Annotated in this window: 23 protein-coding genes; 15 read left to right on the forward strand and 8 right to left on the reverse strand. The window is 55.0% G+C overall.

What is annotated here, in order from left to right; genetic code table 11:
• Window positions 1-139: 139 nt before the first annotated feature.
• The 6 genes from LCM21_RS01040 to LCM21_RS01065 all read left to right on the forward strand — a co-directional run bounded on the left by LCM21_RS01040 (window position 140) and on the right by LCM21_RS01065 (window position 5,292).
• Entirely contained in the window at window positions 140-751 is a 612-nt protein-coding gene (locus tag LCM21_RS01040; protein WP_224888942.1) for a 50S ribosomal protein L21, read from the forward strand.
• Between the two features lie 11 nt (window positions 752-762).
• The gene (gene rpmA / locus LCM21_RS01045; RefSeq protein WP_010440093.1) at window positions 763-1,032 is read left to right on the forward strand and encodes a 50S ribosomal protein L27; all 270 of its coding nucleotides are present in this window, start codon (window positions 763-765) and stop codon (window positions 1,030-1,032) included.
• 248 nt (window positions 1,033-1,280) lie between these two features.
• Window positions 1,281-1,817, forward strand: coding sequence for a GNAT family N-acetyltransferase (locus LCM21_RS01050; RefSeq protein WP_224888943.1), 537 nt, complete (start codon window positions 1,281-1,283; stop codon window positions 1,815-1,817).
• Between the two features lie 37 nt (window positions 1,818-1,854).
• Window positions 1,855-2,889, forward strand: coding sequence for a GTPase ObgE (gene obgE, locus LCM21_RS01055; protein WP_224888944.1), 1,035 nt, complete (start codon window positions 1,855-1,857; stop codon window positions 2,887-2,889).
• Window positions 2,877-3,983 carry a glutamate 5-kinase gene (gene proB / locus LCM21_RS01060; RefSeq protein WP_224888945.1) on the forward strand — a complete coding sequence of 369 codons (1,107 nt, stop codon included), beginning with the start codon at window positions 2,877-2,879 and terminating at the stop codon, window positions 3,981-3,983. The genes obgE and proB overlap by 13 nt, the downstream gene beginning before the upstream one ends.
• Before the next feature lie 46 nt (window positions 3,984-4,029).
• Complete coding sequence (locus LCM21_RS01065; RefSeq protein WP_224889702.1) at window positions 4,030-5,292, forward strand: glutamate-5-semialdehyde dehydrogenase; 1,263 nt, start codon at window positions 4,030-4,032, stop codon at window positions 5,290-5,292.
• Here the strand turns inward: LCM21_RS01065 and LCM21_RS01070 are convergent.
• Window positions 5,289-5,885, reverse strand: coding sequence for a histidine phosphotransferase family protein (locus tag LCM21_RS01070; protein WP_224888946.1), 597 nt, complete (start codon window positions 5,883-5,885; stop codon window positions 5,289-5,291). The genes LCM21_RS01065 and LCM21_RS01070 overlap by 4 nt on opposite strands.
• Window positions 5,886-5,927: 42 nt before the next feature.
• Here LCM21_RS01070 and LCM21_RS01075 point away from each other — a divergent pair, with 42 nt between their 5' ends.
• From LCM21_RS01075 to tsf, 5 genes are all read left to right on the forward strand, one after another.
• Complete coding sequence (locus LCM21_RS01075; RefSeq protein ID WP_010440107.1) at window positions 5,928-6,110, forward strand: DUF3553 domain-containing protein; 183 nt, start codon at window positions 5,928-5,930, stop codon at window positions 6,108-6,110.
• 98 nt (window positions 6,111-6,208) lie between these two features.
• Entirely contained in the window at window positions 6,209-6,976 is a 768-nt protein-coding gene (olsB, locus tag LCM21_RS01080; RefSeq protein WP_224888947.1) for an L-ornithine N(alpha)-acyltransferase, read from the forward strand.
• Window positions 6,951-7,805 carry a lyso-ornithine lipid O-acyltransferase gene (gene olsA / locus LCM21_RS01085; protein WP_224888948.1) on the forward strand — a complete coding sequence of 285 codons (855 nt, stop codon included), beginning with the start codon at window positions 6,951-6,953 and terminating at the stop codon, window positions 7,803-7,805. Before olsB ends, olsA begins: the two co-directional genes overlap by 26 nt.
• Window positions 7,806-7,973: 168 nt before the next feature.
• Complete coding sequence (gene rpsB, locus LCM21_RS01090) at window positions 7,974-8,774, forward strand: 30S ribosomal protein S2 (protein ID WP_224888949.1); 801 nt, start codon at window positions 7,974-7,976, stop codon at window positions 8,772-8,774.
• Between the two features lie 77 nt (window positions 8,775-8,851).
• The gene (tsf, locus tag LCM21_RS01095; RefSeq protein ID WP_224888950.1) at window positions 8,852-9,727 is read left to right on the forward strand and encodes a translation elongation factor Ts; all 876 of its coding nucleotides are present in this window, start codon (window positions 8,852-8,854) and stop codon (window positions 9,725-9,727) included.
• 373 nt (window positions 9,728-10,100) lie between these two features.
• Here tsf and LCM21_RS01100 read toward each other — a convergent pair whose 3' ends face one another.
• From LCM21_RS01100 to LCM21_RS01110, 3 genes are all read right to left on the reverse strand, one after another.
• On the reverse strand, window positions 10,101-10,856 hold the full coding sequence (locus tag LCM21_RS01100; RefSeq protein WP_068331231.1) for a helix-turn-helix transcriptional regulator: 756 nt from the start codon (window positions 10,854-10,856) through the stop codon (window positions 10,101-10,103).
• A complete protein-coding gene (gene aroQ / locus LCM21_RS01105) occupies window positions 10,853-11,302 on the reverse strand; it encodes a type II 3-dehydroquinate dehydratase (protein ID WP_068331233.1) in 450 nt (149 codons plus the stop codon). The genes LCM21_RS01100 and aroQ overlap by 4 nt, the downstream gene beginning before the upstream one ends.
• Before the next feature lie 92 nt (window positions 11,303-11,394).
• Window positions 11,395-12,408 (reverse strand): NADPH:quinone oxidoreductase family protein, encoded by a 1,014-nt coding sequence (locus LCM21_RS01110; RefSeq protein ID WP_224888951.1) that lies wholly within the window; start codon window positions 12,406-12,408, stop codon window positions 11,395-11,397.
• Window positions 12,409-12,532: 124 nt separating this feature from the next.
• Between LCM21_RS01110 and LCM21_RS01115 the strand changes: the two genes are divergently transcribed.
• The gene (locus tag LCM21_RS01115; RefSeq protein ID WP_224888952.1) at window positions 12,533-13,351 is read left to right on the forward strand and encodes an SDR family NAD(P)-dependent oxidoreductase; all 819 of its coding nucleotides are present in this window, start codon (window positions 12,533-12,535) and stop codon (window positions 13,349-13,351) included.
• A 15-nt stretch (window positions 13,352-13,366) separates the two neighbouring features.
• The gene (locus LCM21_RS01120; RefSeq protein ID WP_224888953.1) at window positions 13,367-14,389 is read left to right on the forward strand and encodes a phosphotransferase family protein; all 1,023 of its coding nucleotides are present in this window, start codon (window positions 13,367-13,369) and stop codon (window positions 14,387-14,389) included.
• Here LCM21_RS01120 and LCM21_RS01125 read toward each other — a convergent pair.
• Window positions 14,386-14,991 (reverse strand): 2-hydroxychromene-2-carboxylate isomerase, encoded by a 606-nt coding sequence (locus LCM21_RS01125; RefSeq protein ID WP_224888954.1) that lies wholly within the window; start codon window positions 14,989-14,991, stop codon window positions 14,386-14,388. The two genes, LCM21_RS01120 and LCM21_RS01125, sit on opposite strands and share 4 nt — an antisense overlap.
• Window positions 14,992-15,164: 173 nt before the next feature.
• On the opposite strand from LCM21_RS01125, the gene LCM21_RS01130 reads away from it, so the two are divergent.
• Entirely contained in the window at window positions 15,165-16,385 is a 1,221-nt protein-coding gene (locus tag LCM21_RS01130) for a serine hydrolase domain-containing protein (RefSeq protein WP_224888955.1), read from the forward strand.
• Window positions 16,386-16,435: 50 nt separating this feature from the next.
• Entirely contained in the window at window positions 16,436-17,305 is an 870-nt protein-coding gene (locus LCM21_RS01135) for an acyl-CoA thioesterase (protein ID WP_224888956.1), read from the forward strand.
• Here the strand turns inward: LCM21_RS01135 and LCM21_RS01140 are convergent.
• The 3 genes from LCM21_RS01140 to phoB all read right to left on the reverse strand — a co-directional run bounded on the left by LCM21_RS01140 (window position 17,302) and on the right by phoB (window position 20,213).
• The gene (locus tag LCM21_RS01140) at window positions 17,302-18,069 is read right to left on the reverse strand and encodes an SDR family oxidoreductase (protein ID WP_224888957.1); all 768 of its coding nucleotides are present in this window, start codon (window positions 18,067-18,069) and stop codon (window positions 17,302-17,304) included. The two genes, LCM21_RS01135 and LCM21_RS01140, sit on opposite strands and share 4 nt — an antisense overlap.
• A gap of 111 nt (window positions 18,070-18,180) precedes the next feature.
• A complete protein-coding gene (locus LCM21_RS01145; RefSeq protein WP_224888958.1) occupies window positions 18,181-19,410 on the reverse strand; it encodes an acyl-CoA dehydrogenase in 1,230 nt (409 codons plus the stop codon).
• Between the two features lie 113 nt (window positions 19,411-19,523).
• On the reverse strand, window positions 19,524-20,213 hold the full coding sequence (phoB, locus tag LCM21_RS01150; protein ID WP_068331252.1) for a phosphate regulon transcriptional regulator PhoB: 690 nt from the start codon (window positions 20,211-20,213) through the stop codon (window positions 19,524-19,526).
• Between the last annotated feature and the right edge of the window lie 12 nt (window positions 20,214-20,225).

Below are 20,225 nucleotides of genomic sequence, written 5' to 3' on the forward strand. Positions count from 1 at the left end.
GCCGGGCATCGTTATTATTGACCTAACGGGCTTTCCCCAGGGTCTTCACACAGCCCGAAAAGGGCGCGCTGTTCGAGGTGGCGAAAGCCAAAACACCCAGCCGGGGACCACAGAACGCGGTTTGAAAAAGGAAAGACGCATGTTTGCGGTCCTCAAGACTGGCGGCAAGCAGTACAAGGTTCAGGCGGGCGATATCCTCCGCGTTGAAAAACTGGCTGCCGACGCAGGTGAAAAAGTTCAATTCAACGATGTTCTGATGCTGGGCGGCGACGCCCCGGTGGTTGGTGCACCTTTCGTTGAAGGCGCAGGCGTACAGGCCGAAGTGATCGAACAGATCAAAGGTGACAAGGTCATCAAGTTCGTCAAGCGCCGTCGTAAGCACAGCTCGAAGCGTACCGTTGGCCACCGTCAGAAGCTGACTCTGGTCAAAATCACCGACATCCTGTCGTCGGGCGCTGACAAGTCGGGCATCAAAGGTGCTACCGGTTCTGCTCCGGCTGGCGAAGCGGCACCTGCTGCAAAGCCTGCCAAGAAAGCAGAAGCCAAAGCAGAGGCACCCGCCGCTGCTGCCGCTGACGATCTGACTCAGTTGAACGGTGTCGGCCCCGCAGCTGCCAAAAAGCTGAATGAGGCCGGTATCGAGAGCTTTGCCGCTCTGGCCGCCTTGTCGGATGAGCAGATTGCTGCTATCGACACCATCAAAGTGAAACCCGAATGGGTTGAGCAGGCCAAAGAACTGGCCAAAGGCTAAGGAGAGAGAGAATGGCACATAAAAAAGCTGGCGGTTCCTCCCGTAACGGTCGCGACTCAGCAGGTCGTCGCCTTGGCGTGAAACTGTATGGTGGTCAGGCGGCTATCGCAGGCAACATCATCGTACGTCAGCGCGGCACCAAGTTCTGGCCGGGTGAAGGCGTAGGCATGGGCAAAGATCACACCATCTTTGCTACTGTTGATGGCGCCGTGAAGTTCCACAAGGGACTAAAGAACCGCACCTTTATTTCGGTCCTGCCAGTGGCGGAGGCCGCAGAGTAAGCCGAAACCCAGAAGGTTTTTGAAAATTCATGGGGGACCGGCAGAAAATGCCGGTCCCTTTTCTCGTTTTAACGCAGTTTTGATGAATCGCCCCGATGACCTGCTCAGCAAGCTACATACCTGTCCGTTTAAACGGCCCGGTTGTCCGCGCTGCTAATGATCGCCGGGGAACAGATATCCAATGTAGGCGCAGATAAGATTTAAATTCGCGTCAGAATTTACGTTGTGTTCGGAGGAGGAACGCACAGATGAAGCTGGAGACAATCATTAACCAACCGGTCATAGAAACCGAACGGTTCGACCTTCGCCCGTTGCGTCGGTCGGATATGGGTCTCATCGAACATTACGCCGGTGATGAGCGCGTTGCGCGCATGACAACGTCGATCCCGCACCCCTTGCCGCCCGGCTCGATTGAGGCCCTTGTGGCCCGCGCGATGGCCGAAGATCGGGAAGAAGATGTTTGGGCCATGGACGCGACCAAGGATGACGGGCCTGAGCTGATCGGCCTGATTTCGTTGACGCGGTTGGATCGCAATCAGACCGAAGTGGGGTATTGGGTGGCACCGCTTTACTGGAACACGGGCATTGCGTCGCTCGCAGTGGAGACGTTGGTCAACGCAAATCCGCTGGGGAATGCGACCATGTTCGCCAGCGTGTTTCAAGATAATCCGGCCTCGGCCCGTGTACTGACCCATTGCGGGTTCCAGTATCTTGGCGATGCCGAAAGCTATTCCGTGGCGCGCGATGCAAATGTGCCCACTTGGACGTACAGTAAAAAACTCTGACTTGTGGCCGATGGGGCCTTTGCAGTAGGGGACAGTCATGAAATTTCTCGATCTTGCAAAGGTCTACATCCGGTCTGGGGCCGGTGGTAGCGGCTGCGTCAGCTTCCGGCGCGAAAAATACATCGAATACGGCGGACCCGATGGCGGGGACGGCGGCAAAGGTGGCTCGGTCTGGGTTGAGGTCGTGGATGGGCTGAATACCCTGATCGACTTTCGCTATCAGCAGCATTTCTTCGCCAAAAACGGCCAGCCGGGGCGCGGGCAACAGCGCACGGGCAAGGATGGTGATGACATCGTTCTGCGCGTGCCTGTCGGCACCGAAATCCTGGACGAGGACGAAGAAACGGTCATCTGCGATCTGACCGAGGTGGGTCAGAGGTTTCTGCTGGCCCAGGGTGGCAATGGCGGCTTTGGCAACCTGCACTTTAAGTCCTCTACCAACCAGGCACCGCGCCGGGCCAATCCGGGGCAAGCTGGGGTTGAGCGCACGATCTGGCTTCGGCTGAAACTGATTGCCGATGTGGGCCTGCTTGGCATGCCCAACGCGGGCAAGTCGACCTTTCTGGCCGCCACATCGAATGCACGCCCGAAGATTGCCGATTATCCTTTCACCACCCTGCACCCCAATCTCGGCGTTGTTGGTGTCGACAATGTTGAATTCGTAGTGGCCGACATCCCCGGCCTGATCGAAGGTGCGCATGAGGGCAGGGGTATCGGCGATCGGTTCCTAGGCCACGTCGAACGCTGCGCCGTTCTGCTGCATCTTGTTGACGGAACGTCCGAAACGGTTGCCGAAGACTACCGAACAATCATTCACGAGCTTGAGGCCTATGGCGGCGAATTGGCCGAAAAGCCGCGGATTACGGTGCTAAACAAGGTCGACGCGCTGGACGACGGAGAACGCGATCTTGCCAAAACTGAATTGGAAGAGGCCGTTGGCGGCCCAGTGATGACCATGTCAGGTGTGGCCCATCTGGGTGTAACCGACGTATTGCGTGCATTACGGGCACAGATTGACGAGAACCGCTTACGGCAAAAGCCCGCTGAGGAGGCGAGGACGTGGCAACCCTGACCTCTGCCAAACGACTGGTGGTCAAAATTGGGTCTGCTTTGCTGGTGGATCGGAGCTCGGGTTTGTTGCGATCGGACTGGCTGCATTCCTTGGCGCAGGATGTGGCTTGGCTAAAGGGGCAGGGCACGGATGTCGTTCTGGTTTCATCCGGCTCAATTGCCCTTGGTCGCGGGGTGCTGGGTTTGCCGATGGAAACATTGGCGCTTGAAAAATCTCAGGCTGCGGCGGCTGTTGGACAAATCCGATTGGCGCGTGCTTATGAAGAGGCGCTGACGCCACATAAGATCACGACCGGGCAAGTTCTTGTCACGCTCGAAGATAGCACCGACCGTCGCAGATACCTGAACTCTCGCGCGACGCTGGAAACACTGCTCAGCTTGGGCGTCGTTCCGATTGTTAACGAAAACGACACGGTAGCGACCGATGAGATTCGCTATGGTGACAATGACCGGTTGGCGGCACAGATCGCAGTCACTGTGGGCGCCGACCAGCTCATCCTGTTATCAGACGTGGACGGATTCTATACCGGAAATCCGAATGAAGACAGTTCGGCCACACGTTTCGACGTGATCGAAAAAATCACCTCTGAGATTGAAAACATGGCGGGGGATGCCGGATCGGGCTTGTCCAAAGGCGGGATGAAGACCAAGCTGTTGGCGGCCAAGATGGCGACGGCTGCGGGATGTGATATGGCAATTACTGAAGGATCGCCTCTGAACCCTTTGAAGACGCTTGATAATGGGGCAAATTGCACCTGGTTCACGGCGACCTTGGACCCGCATGCGGCGCGGAAACGCTGGATTTCTGCGATGAAGCCACGCGGTGAAATCGTGATTGACGCCGGTGCCGCCCGCGCGCTTGGTAATGGGAAAAGTCTACTTCCCGCTGGCATCGTTGAAGTGACCGGAGATTTTGGCCGCGGTGATCCGGTGGCTATTCTGGATCCGGCAGCCCGCCGTTTGGCGCAAGGTCTCAGCCGATATACCGCGCAAGAGGCTGACGCAATTAAGGGCCGCAAGTCTTCGGAAATTGAAGCCATTCTTGGATATCCGGGACGGGCGGTCCTGATCCACCGAGACGATTTGGCGCTGTAGAAGCGCGATGAAAGTACACCACGCACCTGATCGAAAGGCACATGAGATGAAGGACTTCGACAGCATTCCCACACTGATGGCCGATCTCGGAAAGCGCGCAAAGACGGCCTCGGCCGCCTTGGCCTTTGCCAGCGCCGAACGTAAGCACGCAGCGCTGATCGCTGCTGCAGATGCAGTTTGGACCAACCGGGCCGACATCATCGCGGCAAACAAAAAGGACCTTGAGTTCGGGCGCGAAAAGGGGCTGAGCCCGGCGATGATGGATCGCTTGATGTTGGACGAGGCCCGCATTCAGGGCATGGTTGACGGGCTGCGCACTGTCGCAGACCAAGCTGACCCTGTGGGCGAAGTGCTTACGGAATGGGATATGCCGTCGGGCCTTAACATCCAGCGGGTGCGCACTCCGTTGGGCGTGATCGGCGTAATCTATGAAAGCCGTCCGAACGTCACTGCGGACGCAGGCGCGCTGTGCCTGAAATCTGGCAACGCGGTGATACTGCGCGGCGGATCGGAAAGCTTTCATTCCTCAAGTGCTATTCACGCCTGTCTAGTTTCTGGGCTAAAGGCCGCCAATCTGCCCGAAGACGCCATTCAGTTGGTCCCAACCCGGGACCGTGCCGCCGTTCAGGAGCTTTTGACCTTAACGGATTACGTTGACGTTATCGTGCCGCGCGGGGGCAAGGGACTGGTTGGCCTGGTTCAGCGCGAAGCCCGCGTTCCCGTCTTTGCCCATCTTGAGGGCATTGTTCATATCTACATCGACAAAGCTGCTGATCCTAAGAAAACACTGGATGTCGTTCTAAACGCCAAAACCCGGCGTACGGGTATCTGCGGTGCAGCGGAGTGTCTGTTGATCCACGAAGACGTGACTGAAACGCTGGGCAGGGACGTTGTTGCCGCTTTGCAAGCTGCAGGCGTAGAAGTGCATGCCGAGGGCGATCTGGCCATCGATGGAACGGTTGCTGCCACCGAAGAGGATTGGGGCAAAGAATACCTCGACAGTATCATCGCTGCTAAACCCGTGGCCGATATCGACGCAGCCATTGCCCATATCCGTCAATATGGCTCCAACCACACCGACTGTATCATGACGGAAGACGCAGACGCTGCCGCGCGATTCTTTGAACGACTGGACAGCGCGATCCTGATGCACAACGCATCGACGCAGTTCGCCGATGGTGGCGAATTTGGTATGGGCGCCGAGATCGGGATCGCAACAGGAAAGATGCATGCGCGCGGTCCGGTGGGTGCTGCGCAGTTGACCAGCTTCAAATATCTTGTTCGCGGAGAGGGAACGACACGGTCCTAAAACCGGATCTCCACTCGGGTTGAGGTGGTTTCGGCCACCACCCGCCGCCCCATTGACGCGGCAGTCTCAGGCAGAAGAAGAAATTGCACCTGCGCAGGCGTAAGCTTGTTTGCGAACTGCCCCGTCGTCAGGTTTTTCCACAGATCCGCCTCTACATTTAGTTTGTCAGCAGAACCGGTTATCGCCCAATCTTCACCCGCTTGTTCTACTGTGACCTCGCCGCCAAACGGCATTGCGCTTTCGCAGCACATCAAAGCGAGGAAGACCAGTTTGACCTGGTTGCGCGGGATCGCTTCGGTCAGGTGCCAATTCACGCGCAAGCGCCCTGCGCGTTCGATATCCCTCAGCAACTCTGAAACTTCGGCGCGCCCCAGCGGATGAGCGCTGGCCGAACCAAACGCGACCCGAAAAAACCGTATGCGCGCACCTGCGCTGCCGACACTGCCCGAGATCAACTCCATCTCAGGGCCATGGATTGAGCCAACCATCTCAAGCAGTTCCAGCCCATTTGTGATCGCACCAATAGGGCTGATCAGATCGTGACAGATTCTGGAACCGATCAATTCCGCCAGGTTGACTGTGGTGTCGCTCATGCGTACCTCCTGATGCATCTGCCGCCGGACCGGGAGCCCCTGATGACAGACCTGAATGCCATTCTTGCACCGGGCATGTATGTTCGCCACCCCGATTTCCCCGATTGGGGCGTTGGACAGGTACAGTCCAACATCGGTGGAAAAATCACCGTGAACTTCCGCGAACAAGGGAAAGTGGTGATTGACGGAACGCGTATCGCCCTGATGCCAGTCTTTGATCCGTGAAACTGGTTTAGGAAAGGTTAACTTTCTCGCATATCTGCTTATGTTGCCATACCCCTGAAAATTGCGGTATCAGCGCGCAAACAAAAACGGAACCACCAATGCCGGATGCGGGCTCTTCCTTTACGATCAGACTAGCGGAAACCAAGGCCGAGTTACGTGCGGCTCAGCGGCTGCGATATGACGTTTTTGTTCGTGAACTGGGTGGTGGCGGAGAGATGGTCGATCACGAGGCCGGATTAGAGCAGGACAAGTTCGATCCATACTTTGACCACATGCTGGCGATTGACAACCTGACGGGCGAAGTTATCGGTGTTTACAGGCTGTTATCCGGCGATTGCGCGGCAAAGCTTGGGCAGTTTTATTCAGAAGACGAATACGATCTGAGCGTCCTCAAACAAAGCGGGCGGAAGCTGTTAGAGTTGGGACGGTCATGCCTGCACCCCGACTATCGCGGCGGCACGGCAATGTACCATCTGTGGAACGGGCTTGCGGCTTATGTCAACGAACGCAAGATCGAGGTTTTGTTCGGTGTCGCCAGCTTTCATGGAACCGACGTTCAGAAATTGGCTCAGCCCTTATCAATGTTGCATCACAACCACCTGGCGCCCCCTGATCTTCGGGTAAGGGCGCAACCGGGGCAGTTTGAGTCCATGGATCTTGTTGCGCCGCAAGATCTGGATCGTCGGGCCGCTATGGTGCAGGTGCCGGCTCTTATCAAGGCCTATCTGCGGCTTGGGGGGTTCGTTGGTGAGGGTGCATTTATCGACCAGGCGTTCAATACAACAGATATTTGTCTGATCCTCGACACTGCCCGCATGAACTCACGTCAACGGCGCATCTATGGCGGGGTCCAACGCAGTGAGTGAGCCGATCTGGAACAGCGAGGATGCGCCAGATTCGGTTGTCCTTGGCCCGGTGGGCTGGGTTTTGGTTGTCTTGCGTGGCGTGCCGTTGGCTTTGCTGGTGTTCGGTGGGCTGGCCGTTCTTGTCCTCATTCGCCTATTCGAGTACCCCCTGTTTGGCGTGCGCCGTCCGATCACTCCGTTCATTCCGCAATTCGTCTGTCGCAACGCGTTCCGGATTCTGGGAATCCGTTTTCGGACATCTGGCGAATTGATGCGGCAGCGCGGGGCCGTGGTGGCCAACCACACAAGTTGGCTGGACATCTTCGCGCTGAATGCGAGGAAGCGTGTTTATTTCGTCTCTAAAGCCGAGGTTGCAAAATGGCCCGTCATAGGCTGGCTGGCTCGCGCAACTGGCACGGTTTTCATTGAGCGCGACCGTAAGAAGGCAAAGGAACAAACCAAAGTCTTTGAAGCCCGCCTGAAGGCTGGCCACAAACTTCTGTTTTTTCCGGAAGGAACGTCCACAGACGGTTTGCGCGTTTTGCCATTTAAAACAACACTCTTTGCGGCTTTCTTCGCAGATGAGTTGCGAGAGTTCATGTACGTGCAGCCGGTGTCGGTTGTATTCCACGCGCCTACAGGCCAGCCAGAAAGGTTCTATGGCTGGTGGGGCGAGATGGATTTTGGTCCACATCTGATCAAAACGCTGGGCGCGCGCCGACAGGGTAGTGTCGAACTGATTTATCACGCCCCGGCCAAGGTTAGCGACTTTGAAGACCGCAAGGCACTGGCCGCGCATTGTGAAGAGGCGGTGCGCCACGCTCATAGCTTGGCACGGCTTGAAAAATAAGGGCGAATACCCCTTGCGCAACGACAAAACCTACCTTATACGCGCGCCATTCAAACCCGCAGGCGGGGTTTGGGCTTTTTGAGGGAGACATCCTCATCAAGACCGCCGGTTGGAGCATCAGCTTCTTTCACCCCCGCCCAGGCGTAAACCGGAAAAGGAAAATACCGCATGGCTCTTCCCGAGTTCTCAATGCGTCAGCTGTTGGAAGCTGGCGTTCACTTTGGTCACCAGACACAGCGTTGGAATCCCCGCATGGGCCCGTTCATCTACGGCTCGCGCAATGGCATCCACATCATGGACCTGACCCAAACTGTTCCGATGCTGGATCAGGCGCTGCAGGCTGTTCGTGACACCGTTGCAAAAGGTGGCCGCGTTCTGTTCGTTGGCACCAAGCGTCAGGCCGCTGGCCCGATCGCTGAGGCCGCTGAAAAGTCGGCTCAGTACTACATGAACCACCGCTGGCTGGGCGGCACCCTGACCAACTGGAAAACCGTTTCCCAGTCGATCAACCGTCTGAACCAGATCGACGAAGCTATGGAATCCGGCGCCGAAGGCCTGACCAAGAAAGAGCGTCTGGGCATGGAACGTGACCAAGCCAAGCTGCAAGCTTCGCTGGGCGGTATCCGTGAAATGGGCGGCGTTCCTGACTTGTTGTTCGTCATCGACGTCAAAAAAGAAGCACTGGCCATCGCCGAAGCCAACAAGCTGGGCATTCCGGTTGTCGCCGTTGTTGACACCAACTGCTCGCCTGATGGTGTTGACTACATCATCCCAGGCAACGACGACGCAGCCCGCGCAATCGCTTTGTACTGCGATCTGGCCTCACGCGCCGCTTTGGACGGTATGACTGCGCAAATGGGTGCAGCAGGCGTTGACCTTGGAGCATTCGAAGAAGCTCCGGTTGAAGAAGCCGTTGCCGACGAAGCCCCGGCGGATGAAGCCGCGCCGGAAGCCAAAGCCGAAGCGTAAGCTGCCCGTCACGTAAATGACATATGGGGCAGGGTATGACCTGCCCCAAATCCGTTTGAATTGAGGAGAGCCAAGAGATGGCAATCACAGCAGCAATGGTTAAAGAACTGCGCGACTCGACCGGCGCAGGCATGATGGACGCAAAAAAGGCGCTGACTGAAACCGGCGGCAACATGGACGAAGCCGTTGACTGGCTGCGCACCAAGGGTCTGGCTAAAGCGGCCAAGAAATCGGGTCGTACCGCAGCAGAAGGTCTGGTTGCTGTCCATGTGGACGGCGGCAACGGTGTCGCGGTCGAAGTGAATTCGGAAACCGACTTCGTTGCGAAAAACGCCGAGTTCCAGGAAATGGTTGGCAAGATCGCCTCCGCAGCCAAAAACGTCGACAATGTCGAGGCGCTGCTGGCGGCTGATCTGGGCGGCAAGAGCGTTGCCGACACGCTAACCGACAAGATCGCCACCATTGGCGAGAACATGTCGGTGCGTCGCATGGCGAAGCTTTCGGGTGACACCGTTGTGTCTTACGTTCACAACGCGGCAACCAATGGTATGGGCAAAATCGGTGTTCTGGTCGCCTTGACCGGTGGCGACGAAGCGATTGGCAAGCAGGTTGCAATGCACATTGCGGCTGTGAACCCAGCGGCCCTGTCCGAGGCGGACATGGACCCGGCAGTTGTCGAGAAAGAAAAACAGGTTCAGATGGATATCGCCCGCGAATCCGGAAAGCCGGAGCAGGTGATCGAGAAGATGATCGAAGGACGCATGAAGAAATTCGTCGCTGAATCCACTCTGCTGAACCAGCAATTCGTCGTGAACCCTGACCTGACCGTTGAAGCAGCGGCAAAAGAAGCAGGCGCCACCATCACCGGCTTTATCCGTCTGGAAGTTGGCGAAGGCATCGTTGTCGAAAAAGAAGACTTCGCAGCCGAAGTCGCAAAGGCCGCCCAAGGTTAAGTGAATGTGCCCGGATGACTAAGTTCTGGGCACACTCAAAAAACCATCCGCGTACTGCGGGGGTCATTTCAGGCAAAGACGATAAAAATAGAAAAGGGCGCGAACGCGCCCTTTTTTGCGGGGTAATTGAGGGACCCCGCAAGATGGGGATGGTCGGGGCCCCTCAAAATTCCGACACACAGACGCGTACAAATAGACGCCTGGTTGTCAGAGCGGATGGAGCGCCTTGGTATTGCAAAGATCCAACCAAATGTTCCCTGGCTAAAGCCACCACTCACGGAACAATGTCATTTTGCAACTAACAGCCAAGATTCGGAAAGTAATGATTTCCTTACCTAAGGTAAATTGACGCAATAAGGCGTCAAAATCCAGTCTACACCTCCATAATAAACATCTGATTTTGCAATGAAGCCTTCAGTACAGCTTGGGCCGTTGTTTCCACTGAAAGTGCCTCGCGCGCCAGCCTCAGATGTTTCTCAACCGTCGCAGAGGTCAGACCCATCAGCAAAGCGATATCCTGGGTGGTTTTTCCATCTCCGACCCATTGCAAAGCTTCGCGCTGACGCTTTGTCAGGGCCCGGTTCGGTGCGTGATAGGGCAGGGTAAGGATCTTCAGGTGCGCGACATTGTTCATCAACAAGATATCGTCGCCGCAATCTTTCCAAAGCGCATCAACCTCTTTCTGAGAGTTTGCTTCACCCGCAGACAATGAAATTGCCCCTTTAGACCGCATCGACACCGACGTGAAACTGACCGTATATCCAAATGACACACCATGCATTCTGTTGAAGTTGAGAACGTCCAACTCTTCTTTTGTCAGCTTTCCTTTGGCTGCCATTTCCTGCGCCATACTCCAACTTGCTGCACCTTCGTTGTTCAGCGCCCACTTCAGCATGGGGGCATGAAAGTAAAGCCCGTCGCGCAAGAACCCATCCAAATACGATTTTTCATGGTTGGTAAGAACCAGGAAATCCTCGGGGTCGCCCAGTGATGTTTCCGTTCGAAACTGCGTGTGGCCATAAATTAGCCTATCGAACCCGAACTTCGCCATCTGACGGCAATGGGCATCCCAAAGCTCTTCCAGGGTTTTGGTATAGCTCAGAAAGTGCAGGTATTCGCTCAGTTTCATTGAGCTTGCCTGTTTTTCAGATGTGCGGACAGAGCATCCAGAGCCAGCGTGTATCCTTGCGGGCCAAAGCCACAAATCTGTCCAATCGCAACCTTCGCAATATAGGACACATGCCGAAAATCTTCGCGCGCGTGGATGTTTGACAAATGCACTTCAACCACCGGCAGCTCGACCGATGCAATCGCATCCATCAAGGCGATCGACGTATGCGTATACGCGCCGGCGTTCAGAATGAGCCCGTCCTGTTCGCCCTTCGCGGAATGAATGGCGTCAATCAACGCGCCTTCGAGGTTGGATTGAAAACAAGTCACCTCAAAACCAATTGAAGATCCATGGGTTCTACAAAGGTCTTCAACCATCTCAAGCGTTGTGCTTCCGTAAACCTCGGGCTGCCTGGTTCCTAAAAGATTCAGATTTGGGCCGTTTAAAATCAAGGTTTTTAGCATTACTTCACTGTCCCCATTACAGGTTCTTAGTCGCGGATGGGTGGTAGTGTCCACCGACAAATTCTCGCTTTCGGCGAGTATGACATTCTGTTTCAGTCATGCTCCGACTGGTCGGGCATGATGACTACGATCTTCCCAAACGCCGATCGGCTAGAGAGATGGGCCAAAGCTTCGGGCGCCCGATTTAGCGGAAATCTAGCGCTAATCTTTGGTTTTATACGAGCTTCGGCATATAACCGAAACAAATCTTTTACGTTTTCAGCATGGCCTTTGGGGTCGCGCAAGACAGAGGCTCCCCAAAAAACGCCGACGATCTGACAGCTTTTCAGAAGGGGCAGATTCAGCGGGATTTTTGGAATTCCGGCCGGGAAACCAACCACCAGATATCGCCCGGCCCAACCCATACTGCGCAACGCGGGTTCAGCGTAGTCACCCCCTACGGCGTCATAAACCACATTCACACCCGAAGGCCCCGCCAGAGCCTTGATTTCAGAGGAAAATGCCTTTTGCGCCGATTTGTCCATTTCATTTGCATAGATAATCGTTTCATCAGCGCCGAGGCTTCGGCAAAAAGCGGCTTTGTCCTCTGAGGATACTGCCGCAATAACCCGTGCACCCATCGCTTTGCCCAACTCGACCGCTGCCGAGCCAACCCCTCCGGCGGCACCAAGTACCAGAAGTGTTTCGCCAGGCTGCAAGGCAGCACGGTCTTTCAAGGCGTGATAGGACGTACCGTATGTAAAAACGAAACAAGCGGCATCTTCAAAGGGCATTGTTTCCGGAAATTTAACGGCTGTTGCCGCGGGGAGTGTCACGTGCGTGGCAAACCCACCATAAACGGTAAGCGCCAAAACGCGGTCCCCAATTGTGAAACCAGTCACGCCCTCACCAATTGCCAGGACTTCTCCTGCAATTTCTCCACCCGGTGAAAAAGGGCGCGGCGGCTTGATCTGATAGAGGTCTTTTATGATCAATGTATCCGGGAAGTTCACACCTGCCGCCCTGATACCAACCAAAAGCTCCCCCTTACCCGGTGTTGGATCGGGCAGGGTCTTCAACTCTAATGTTTCAGGACCTCCTGGTACGACGCTGAGTAAAGCTTGCATATTCGCCCTGTTATCCATGTTATTCAGTCAGAACGAACTTTGTCGTCACAGCAGGTGTTGTCAAGAAATCAAAGGTTTCCACGACAAACTGCCTGTTAGCGATCCAAATACCAAGGAGCAGACCATGACCCCTGAAACGCTATTCTCATTGCAGGGCAAAACAGCGCTTGTCACCGGAGGAGCGACCGGTATTGGCCGAATGGCGGCCGAGGCATTGGTGCGGGCGGGAGCGCGGGTACTGATTGCGTCGCGCAAGGTCGAGGCCTGCGAGGCGGTTGCTTCTGAACTGAACCGACTGGGCGCCTCGGGCCACGCGGAAGGATTTGGCGGTGATGTCGCTACGCAAGAAGGGATCGATGCATTAGCAACCGAGATAAACAAGCGCACGGAAAGGCTTGATATACTGATGAATAATGCAGGCGTGACATGGGGAGCCCCGATGGGTCAATTCCCCTACGATGCTTGGGACAAAGTCATGTCTGTAAACGTCGCCGGTTTATTCGAGCTAACGCAGAAACTGCTTCCGACGCTGATGAAATCGGGCTCGGCCGATGATCCGGCACGCATCGTGAACGTCGGCTCAGTGATGGGAGAGGTGCCAATGGGGGACGGGGCCTATAGTTACGCAGCCTCAAAAGCGGCCGTTCTGCACCTGACTAAAATCATGGCGAAGGAGTTCTCGCCCCATCATATCACCGTAAACGCTCTGGCACCCGGACCATTCGTTTCAAAGATGACCGCCTTTGCCACCGCCGACGAAGAGACCCGAGAGCGGGTGGGAAGTACGGTGCCATTGGGGCGCGTCGGACGCGATGAGGATATTGCGGGCTGCATGTTATTTCTGTGCGGACGAGGAGGCAGCTATGTTACCGGGGCGGTTATTCCGGTGTCCGGTGGTATCAACGTGGAAACAGCCGGCAATATCTTCGCCGAAGCCATGTGATTACGAAGGTGAAAGATGAACAGTACACAAATGGATCTGTCAGCGGTTGACGCCTATCTCAGTCGTCATCTGCCCGGGTATCAGGGGCCGATTGAGGCGACCAAATTCGCAATAGGACAGTCGAACCCGACTTTCCTTTTGACGACCCCAAAAAGCACATACGTTTTACGACGCAAGCCACCGGGAACACTTCTTAAATCCGCGCATGCCGTAGACAGGGAGTTTCGCGTTCAGACTGCTTTGGCCGACACGGCTGTTCCAGTGCCGAAGATGTACCTGCTGTGTGAAGACAAAACTGTCATCGGTTCGGATTTTTACGTGATGGAGCGTCTTGACGGCCGGATTTTTCTTGAACCCACGATGCGCGGCGAAAGCAACGAAACACGCACCGCAGTTCTGGATGAAATGAACCGTGTCCTGGCCGATTTGCATGCCGTGGATATCGAGGCCGTTGGTCTTTCGGATTTCGGCCCGCCTGGCAATTACTTTGAGCGTCAGATTGCGCGCTGGATTAAGCAGTACCGCGCTTCGGAAACGACTCATATCCCCGAGATGGACGCCCTGATTGACGCGCTTGAAGGTTCGGTGCCACAGGACGATGGTCAACGAACACTGGTTCACGGCGACTACCGGATCGACAACCTGATGTTCGAAAAAGATGGAACTCGCTGCATTGGGGTGCTGGATTGGGAGCTCTCAACTATCGGACACCCTTACGCTGATTTGGCCGCCGTGATCATGCAGTGGCGCATGCCGCCAGGCACCGAGGGTCGAGGGCTTGCCGGCATTGATCGAGCCAGTCTTGGCTTGCCGTCCGATCAGGCTTTTATCGACCAATATTGTCAGCGCCGTCGTTTACCGGAAATTGAGAATTTCGGCTTTTACCTCGCCTTTAATTTCTTCCGCATGGGCAGTATTTTGCAAGGTGTTTTTAAACGTGCTCAAGACGGTAATGCTTCCGATCCGGAACGCGCCAAAGTCTTGGGTTCATATGTTCCGATGTTCGCAAAGCACGGGCTGGAAGCGTTAGAAGACTAGGATGTTTTCGATAGCTCCAACGCCAAATCTGCCATGCTGTCTTTTCCGAAAAACATCTCAGACCCGACAAACATACTTGGCACGCCAAAAACGCCGCGCTTTACCACCGCTTTCGTCTGGTCCTTCAGGTGCTGCTTGACCTCAGGACTGAACATTGCCTCGCGTATCTTGCGTACGGGCAGTTCGTTTTCTTGCAGAATTTCGGACAGGACACCCAGATCGTCAACCTTCTGCCCGTGCACCCAAATTGCTTCAAATACTGCTTTTATATACCTGTTTTCCCACGATTTTCCGGAGGCAAAAACGGCACCCCGCATGGCCAGCTTGGTATTGACTGGAAAGTGAGGGCTCATGTGAAAGCTTAAACCGCGCATGCGCGCAAACCGATGAAGATCGTGACTGAGATACGCCGTTTTTTGGCGATTTTCCGAAAACGCCTGGAACGGGTTTTGGTTGTTGGTAACCTTGAAAACTATCGAAAGCAGCACCGGCGCGTAAGTCACCCGAGCACCATGCCTGTCTGCAACGTCGGGCAGGGTTTTGTACGCGAGAAATGCGTTGGGGCTACAGAAATCATACACAAAATCGATATGTTGCGTCATGATGCTCCTCCGAAATGGCGACAATTTTTACTGTTCCAACTCGTGACAAGCGAATCCGCTACAGGACAAGTGTAACAGCCTGCTGAATCTTCGCGTAGAAATCTTGTGGAATTCGCTTTCAACTCCGGCCGCAGGCACGCAGTATCGCCGCACGAAACGGGGGACAAACAAATATGACCAAGTTCGAGCCGTCGCGCCTGAACCGTATTAGCGACTGGATGAAGCGTTACGTGGATGAGCGAAAATACGCAGGCAGCTCCTTGTTGATAAAACACAATGGACAGGAAGTTTTTTTCAGCGCCTACGGCAAAAGAAGCATTGAGCACGATCTGCCATTCCAACGCGATACGCTCGTCCGCATCTATTCAATGACTAAACCAGTGACCACAGTTGCGTTGATGATGCTGGCGGAACGCGGCCTGTTTCACCTCGACGCGCAGCTATCTGAATTTCTGCCGGAATTCTCTGATATGCAGGCCTTGGTTCCTGGTGCCATGAGCACAGATCAGACGGAAAAGGCCCCAACACCGACACTGCATCAGTTGCTGACGCACACAAGTGGTTTCAGCTACCCGTTCAACCCTGGAATTTTGCCCGAACTGATGGATGCCCAAGACATGGTGTTCAAACCTGACCAGGGGCTTTTGGCTGATCGCGTATACGATCTTGCTGCACTGCCGTTGGCGTTCCAACCTGGCTCACGATGGGAGTATTCGGTTGGCATAGATGTTGTGGGGCGCGTTATTGAGGTCGTCTCCGGTAAATCTCTGGACAAGTTTCTTGCTCAAGAGGTCTTGGAGCCGCTTGGAATGCACGAGACGGATTTCACGGTTCCAACAGGGGCAGGAGATCGGTTTGCTTCGCTCTACACACCGTTGGAAGGAAACGCGATGGCCTTGAATTCCGCACAAACCGGCACTGAGACGCTGCGACTGGTGGATCATGCTGGTAGATCTCCGTTTGAAAAGACAACCACGTTTTCCGGTGGTGGCGGATTGGTCGGAACAATCGACGACTATTCCCGGTTCGCTGAGATGCTTAGAAACCGGGGGCAGGGCAATGGACACCGTTTGTTGAGCCCGAAAACCGTTGAATATATGTTAATCAATCACTTACCAGGCGACATTGCCTCAATGGGACCGCAAAGCTTTGCCGAACAACCCATGGAAGGTACAGGTTTCGGACTAGGAGGTGCCATTGTTACTAACCCGGGTCGAGTGCGTGTTCCGGGGTCTTTGGGTGACTTTAGTTGGGGCGGCATGGCTTCGACATTTTTTTGGATCGACCGGGTCAATAACATGACTTCTGTCTTTTTTACGCAGTTGTCGCCGTCCAGCTCATACCCGTCACGCGCCGAACTCAAGGCGCTTGTCCTTGGGGCAATGATTGAATGACGCGTTGAGCGCTGATACCAAATCTCTCATACAAACCCGGAGACCAAAACATGACCGCAGCGGAACGTGTTCTTCTGAACCTTTTGAACATTGAAAGGCTTGAGGTTGATCTGTTTCGCGGGACGGGCTCTGGCGGGGAAACACCGACGCGCATCTTTGGTGGACAGGTCATCGCGCAGGCTTTGGCCGCAGCATACCGCACGGTGGATGATCGGCTGTGTCATTCGCTTCATGCCTATTTTATCCGTGCAGGTGATCCGTCTATTCCGGTTATATATCAGGTTGATAGAGCCCGAGACGGAGGTTCCATGACAACTCGGCGTGTGGTCGCCATTCAGCATGGACAGCAAATCCTGAACATGTCGGCATCGTTTCATGTAAAGGATGAAGGCTGGGATCATCACCACGCCATGCCGCAGACCAAGGCGCCGGAACACTATCCAGCACGAGAAGAACTGCGGAAGAAATATAAGGATAAGGTTCCGGAAAAACTTCGTGGCGAGCTTATGCGCGAAAGGCCCATCGAAGTGCGTGAAGTGGATCATCTGGACCCATTCAAACCCGCAAAATCAGATGACCGAAACCAGATTTGGTTCCGAATGCCAGGCGCGGTCGGCGCCGACCCGATAACGCAACACCTAATTTTGGCTTACGCGTCCGACATGTATCTGATGTCGTCAGGAATGCGTCCGCATGGGCTAAGTTGGTTTACCGGAGAGATAAATGGTGCCAGCCTCGACCACGCTTTGTGGTTTCACGCGCCGGTTCAATTCGAAAACTGGCACCTGTATTCGATGGACTCGCCATGGAGCGGGCAGGGACGCAATTTCAATCGTGGCTCCATCTATACCGAAGACGGGACTCTGATCGCATCTGTAGCGCAAGAAGGCCTGATGCGCAAAGCGCGGAAGAGACCTTAGCTATCTTCTATAAACCTTTGATTTAGCTTCTGCATTCCCGCTAGCCAGCGATCATAATCACCAGCTTTGAGTTGCATGTAGTCCAGAACTTGCGGATGCGGAAGTATTAAAAACTGTTCAGACCGGATGGCTTGAACACAGGTTTCGGCAACATCCTCGGGTTCAAGCATACCGTCAATCGCTGCGACCGAGGTCTCATGGCCGCGAGTCATTTCAGACCGCACAGCTTGCGGACACAGAACTGAAACGCGCAGTCCCTTGTGGCCATAGGTCAAGGAAAGCCATTCTGCAAACCCGACAGCGGCGTGCTTGGTAACACCGTAAGGGGCAGCACCGGGTTGGTTCAGCACTCCGGCGGCTGACGCTGTAATCAGGAAGTATCCGCCGCCGCGTGCAATCATGCGTGGCACCAAGTGCCGCGCTGCCCAAACATGCGACATGACATTGATCGTCCAGATCCGATCCCAGTCTTCGTTCGTGACCTCCAGTCCGCCCAATGTCAGAATTCCGGCATTAGCGCAGAATAAGTCAATGGGCCCAATCGAATCCTCAACAGTTTCAATCAGCGCCTTGATCGCATCTTCACGCGACACGTCGCAGGTTATGGCGTGGCCATCAATATCTCGCGCCACATTCTGAGCGCCAATTTCGTCGATGTCCGCGCAGACAACCTTGGCGCCGCCCTGAGCAAACCGATCGGCCAGACCTTTGCCGATACCATGCGCGGCACCAGTGACGACCACAGTTTTTCCGCGCAAGTCCATTTAGCAAATCCAGATGTCAGCTTAGCTCGTAATCATAAACGCATGGTATTACGCTGGAAACAGCGCTTGGCCATTTCCATTGAATTAACATAATACCAATTACACGACTTATTAGTAAAAGGCTTGAAGCCCCGTCTGCGACCGCCCCAAGATCAACGCATGTACATCATGAGTACCTTCATAGGTGTTCACCGTCTCAAGGTTAACCATGTGACGAATGACCTGGAACTCAAGTGAGATGCCATTCCCGCCGTGCATATCCCGGGACATGCGCGCGATATCCAAAGCCTTGCCGCAGTTGTTTCTCTTGATGACGGAAATCATCTCGGGTGCAGCCTCAGCCTCATCCATCAGACGACCGACGCGCAAGCTTGCCTGCAAACCCAGAGCGATTTCTGTTTGCATGTCGGCCAATTTGCGTTGGAACAGCTGGGTCTGCGCCAGCGGCCGGTTAAACTGTTTGCGGTCCAAGCCGTATTGGCGTGCGGCGTGCCAGCAAAACTCGGCTGCGCCCATCACGCCCCAACTGATGCCATAACGCGCACGGTTTAGGCAGCCAAACGGACCTTTGAGGCCTTGGACATGCGGCAACAGCGCGCTTTCGTCGACCTCGACGCCCTCTAGGACGATCTCACCGGTGATCGATGCGCGCAGGCTCAACTTGTTTTGGATTTTCGGCGCGCTCAGACCCTTAAGTCCTTTGTCCAGCACAAACCCGCGAATCTTTCCGTCATGCGCGTCTGACTTGGCCCAGATAACGAACACATCCGCAATCGGCGCGTTCGATATCCACATTTTGCTTCCCGTCAGACGATAGCCACCGTTGATCTTTTCCGCACGGGTCTTCATACCTGCCGGGTCTGACCCTGCATCCGCTTCGGTCAAACCAAAGCAGCCAATCCATTCGCCGCTGGCAAGTTTCGGAAGATACTTCCGGCGCTGTTCCTCACTGCCGTAAGCATAGATCGGGTACATCACCAGAGAGCTTTGCACCGACATCATGGAACGATAACCGGAATCTACACGCTCAACTTCACGTGCGACCAAACCGTATGAGACATACCCTGCCCCAAGACCGCCATACTGTTCAGGGATCGTGGTGCCCAGCAGGCCCATCTCACCCATTTCACGAAAGATTTCGGGATCCGTTTCTTCGTTTTGAAAAGCGTCGGTCACACGAGGTTGCAGTTTTTCCTGAGCATAGGCCTGCGCACTGGCGGCGATCATACGCTCGTCTTCGTTTAGCTGATCGCTCAGGCGAAACGGGTCATCCCATGCGAATTTACCCATATCGGGCGCATCTTTCGCTCGTAGGGTTGGTTTGGTATCGGGGGCGTTCATGGTACTTCTCCGCATAGTCGGCTTGGGGGGCAAACTAACCCGGTACGCATTCAAATGACAGTAAGAGTTTCGCATCCAACCATGAGCGGAACTCATACCCCTGCCCCCTTAGCTTATCCCAAGGCGTACCCGGCCCCGCGCACAGTACGAACAGGATCTTGACCCCCGTGCTGCGTCAGTGCTTTTCGCAACCGTCCGATATGAACGTCAACCGTGCGCGTATCAACATAGATATCGCGACCCCAGACCCGATCAAGCAATTGTTCACGGCTCCAGACACGGCCCGGTTTCTCCATGAATGTGCTGAGCAGTCGGAATTCGGTCGGGCCGAGTTTCAACGGTTTGCTGTCACGGCTGACCTTGTGTGTCTCCGAATCCAGAACAATGTCATCAAACTCCAGCCGCAGACCCACAGTGGCAGGCCTCACTCGACGCAACTGCGTGCGCACGCGCGCCATCAATTCCACAACCGAATATGGTTTAACCACATAGTCATCCGCACCCGTCTCAAGGCCGCGCACCTTGTCGACTTCTTCCGTGCGGGCCGAGAGCATGATGATCGGGATCGACCGCGTATCTGGGCGTGATTTCAATCGGCGGCAAACCTCTATCCCACTGAGGTTGGGCATCATCCAATCCAAAACAATGATGTCCGGATGTTCCTCATCGACAAGCAACATGGCTTCGTCTCCGCTGCCAGCCTTGGACACTCGGAACCCTTCTGCCTCAAGGTTGTAAGCCAGAACTTCGCGTTGCGCGGGTTCATCCTCGACAACCAGAACGGTCGGTTGATCAGCGGACATTTGTCAAAACTC

Origin of the sequence: Ruegeria profundi (assembly GCF_020171505.1) — a bacterium.
Classification (GTDB): Bacteria; Pseudomonadota; Alphaproteobacteria; order Rhodobacterales; family Rhodobacteraceae; genus Ruegeria; species Ruegeria profundi.

Coding starts and splice junctions, on each gene's coding strand:
- LCM21_RS01040 (WP_224888942.1), top strand. CDS start 140: ATGTTTGCGGTCCTCAAGACTGGCGGCAAGCAGTACAAGGTTCAGGCG.
- rpmA (WP_010440093.1), top strand. CDS start 763: ATGGCACATAAAAAAGCTGGCGGTTCCTCCCGTAACGGTCGCGACTCA.
- LCM21_RS01050 (WP_224888943.1), top strand. CDS start 1,281: ATGAAGCTGGAGACAATCATTAACCAACCGGTCATAGAAACCGAACGG.
- obgE (WP_224888944.1), top strand. CDS start 1,855: ATGAAATTTCTCGATCTTGCAAAGGTCTACATCCGGTCTGGGGCCGGT.
- LCM21_RS01065 (WP_224889702.1), top strand. CDS start 4,030: ATGAAGGACTTCGACAGCATTCCCACACTGATGGCCGATCTCGGAAAG.
- LCM21_RS01070 (WP_224888946.1), bottom strand. CDS start 5,885: ATGAGCGACACCACAGTCAACCTGGCGGAATTGATCGGTTCCAGAATC.
- LCM21_RS01075 (WP_010440107.1), top strand. CDS start 5,928: ATGACAGACCTGAATGCCATTCTTGCACCGGGCATGTATGTTCGCCAC.
- olsB (WP_224888947.1), top strand. CDS start 6,209: ATGCCGGATGCGGGCTCTTCCTTTACGATCAGACTAGCGGAAACCAAG.
- olsA (WP_224888948.1), top strand. CDS start 6,951: ATGGCGGGGTCCAACGCAGTGAGTGAGCCGATCTGGAACAGCGAGGAT.
- rpsB (WP_224888949.1), top strand. CDS start 7,974: ATGGCTCTTCCCGAGTTCTCAATGCGTCAGCTGTTGGAAGCTGGCGTT.
- tsf (WP_224888950.1), top strand. CDS start 8,852: ATGGCAATCACAGCAGCAATGGTTAAAGAACTGCGCGACTCGACCGGC.
- LCM21_RS01100 (WP_068331231.1), bottom strand. CDS start 10,856: ATGAAACTGAGCGAATACCTGCACTTTCTGAGCTATACCAAAACCCTG.
- aroQ (WP_068331233.1), bottom strand. CDS start 11,302: ATGCTAAAAACCTTGATTTTAAACGGCCCAAATCTGAATCTTTTAGGA.
- LCM21_RS01110 (WP_224888951.1), bottom strand. CDS start 12,408: ATGCAAGCTTTACTCAGCGTCGTACCAGGAGGTCCTGAAACATTAGAG.
- LCM21_RS01115 (WP_224888952.1), top strand. CDS start 12,533: ATGACCCCTGAAACGCTATTCTCATTGCAGGGCAAAACAGCGCTTGTC.
- LCM21_RS01120 (WP_224888953.1), top strand. CDS start 13,367: ATGAACAGTACACAAATGGATCTGTCAGCGGTTGACGCCTATCTCAGT.
- LCM21_RS01125 (WP_224888954.1), bottom strand. CDS start 14,991: ATGACGCAACATATCGATTTTGTGTATGATTTCTGTAGCCCCAACGCA.
- LCM21_RS01130 (WP_224888955.1), top strand. CDS start 15,165: ATGACCAAGTTCGAGCCGTCGCGCCTGAACCGTATTAGCGACTGGATG.
- LCM21_RS01135 (WP_224888956.1), top strand. CDS start 16,436: ATGACCGCAGCGGAACGTGTTCTTCTGAACCTTTTGAACATTGAAAGG.
- LCM21_RS01140 (WP_224888957.1), bottom strand. CDS start 18,069: ATGGACTTGCGCGGAAAAACTGTGGTCGTCACTGGTGCCGCGCATGGT.
- LCM21_RS01145 (WP_224888958.1), bottom strand. CDS start 19,410: ATGAACGCCCCCGATACCAAACCAACCCTACGAGCGAAAGATGCGCCC.
- phoB (WP_068331252.1), bottom strand. CDS start 20,213: ATGTCCGCTGATCAACCGACCGTTCTGGTTGTCGAGGATGAACCCGCG.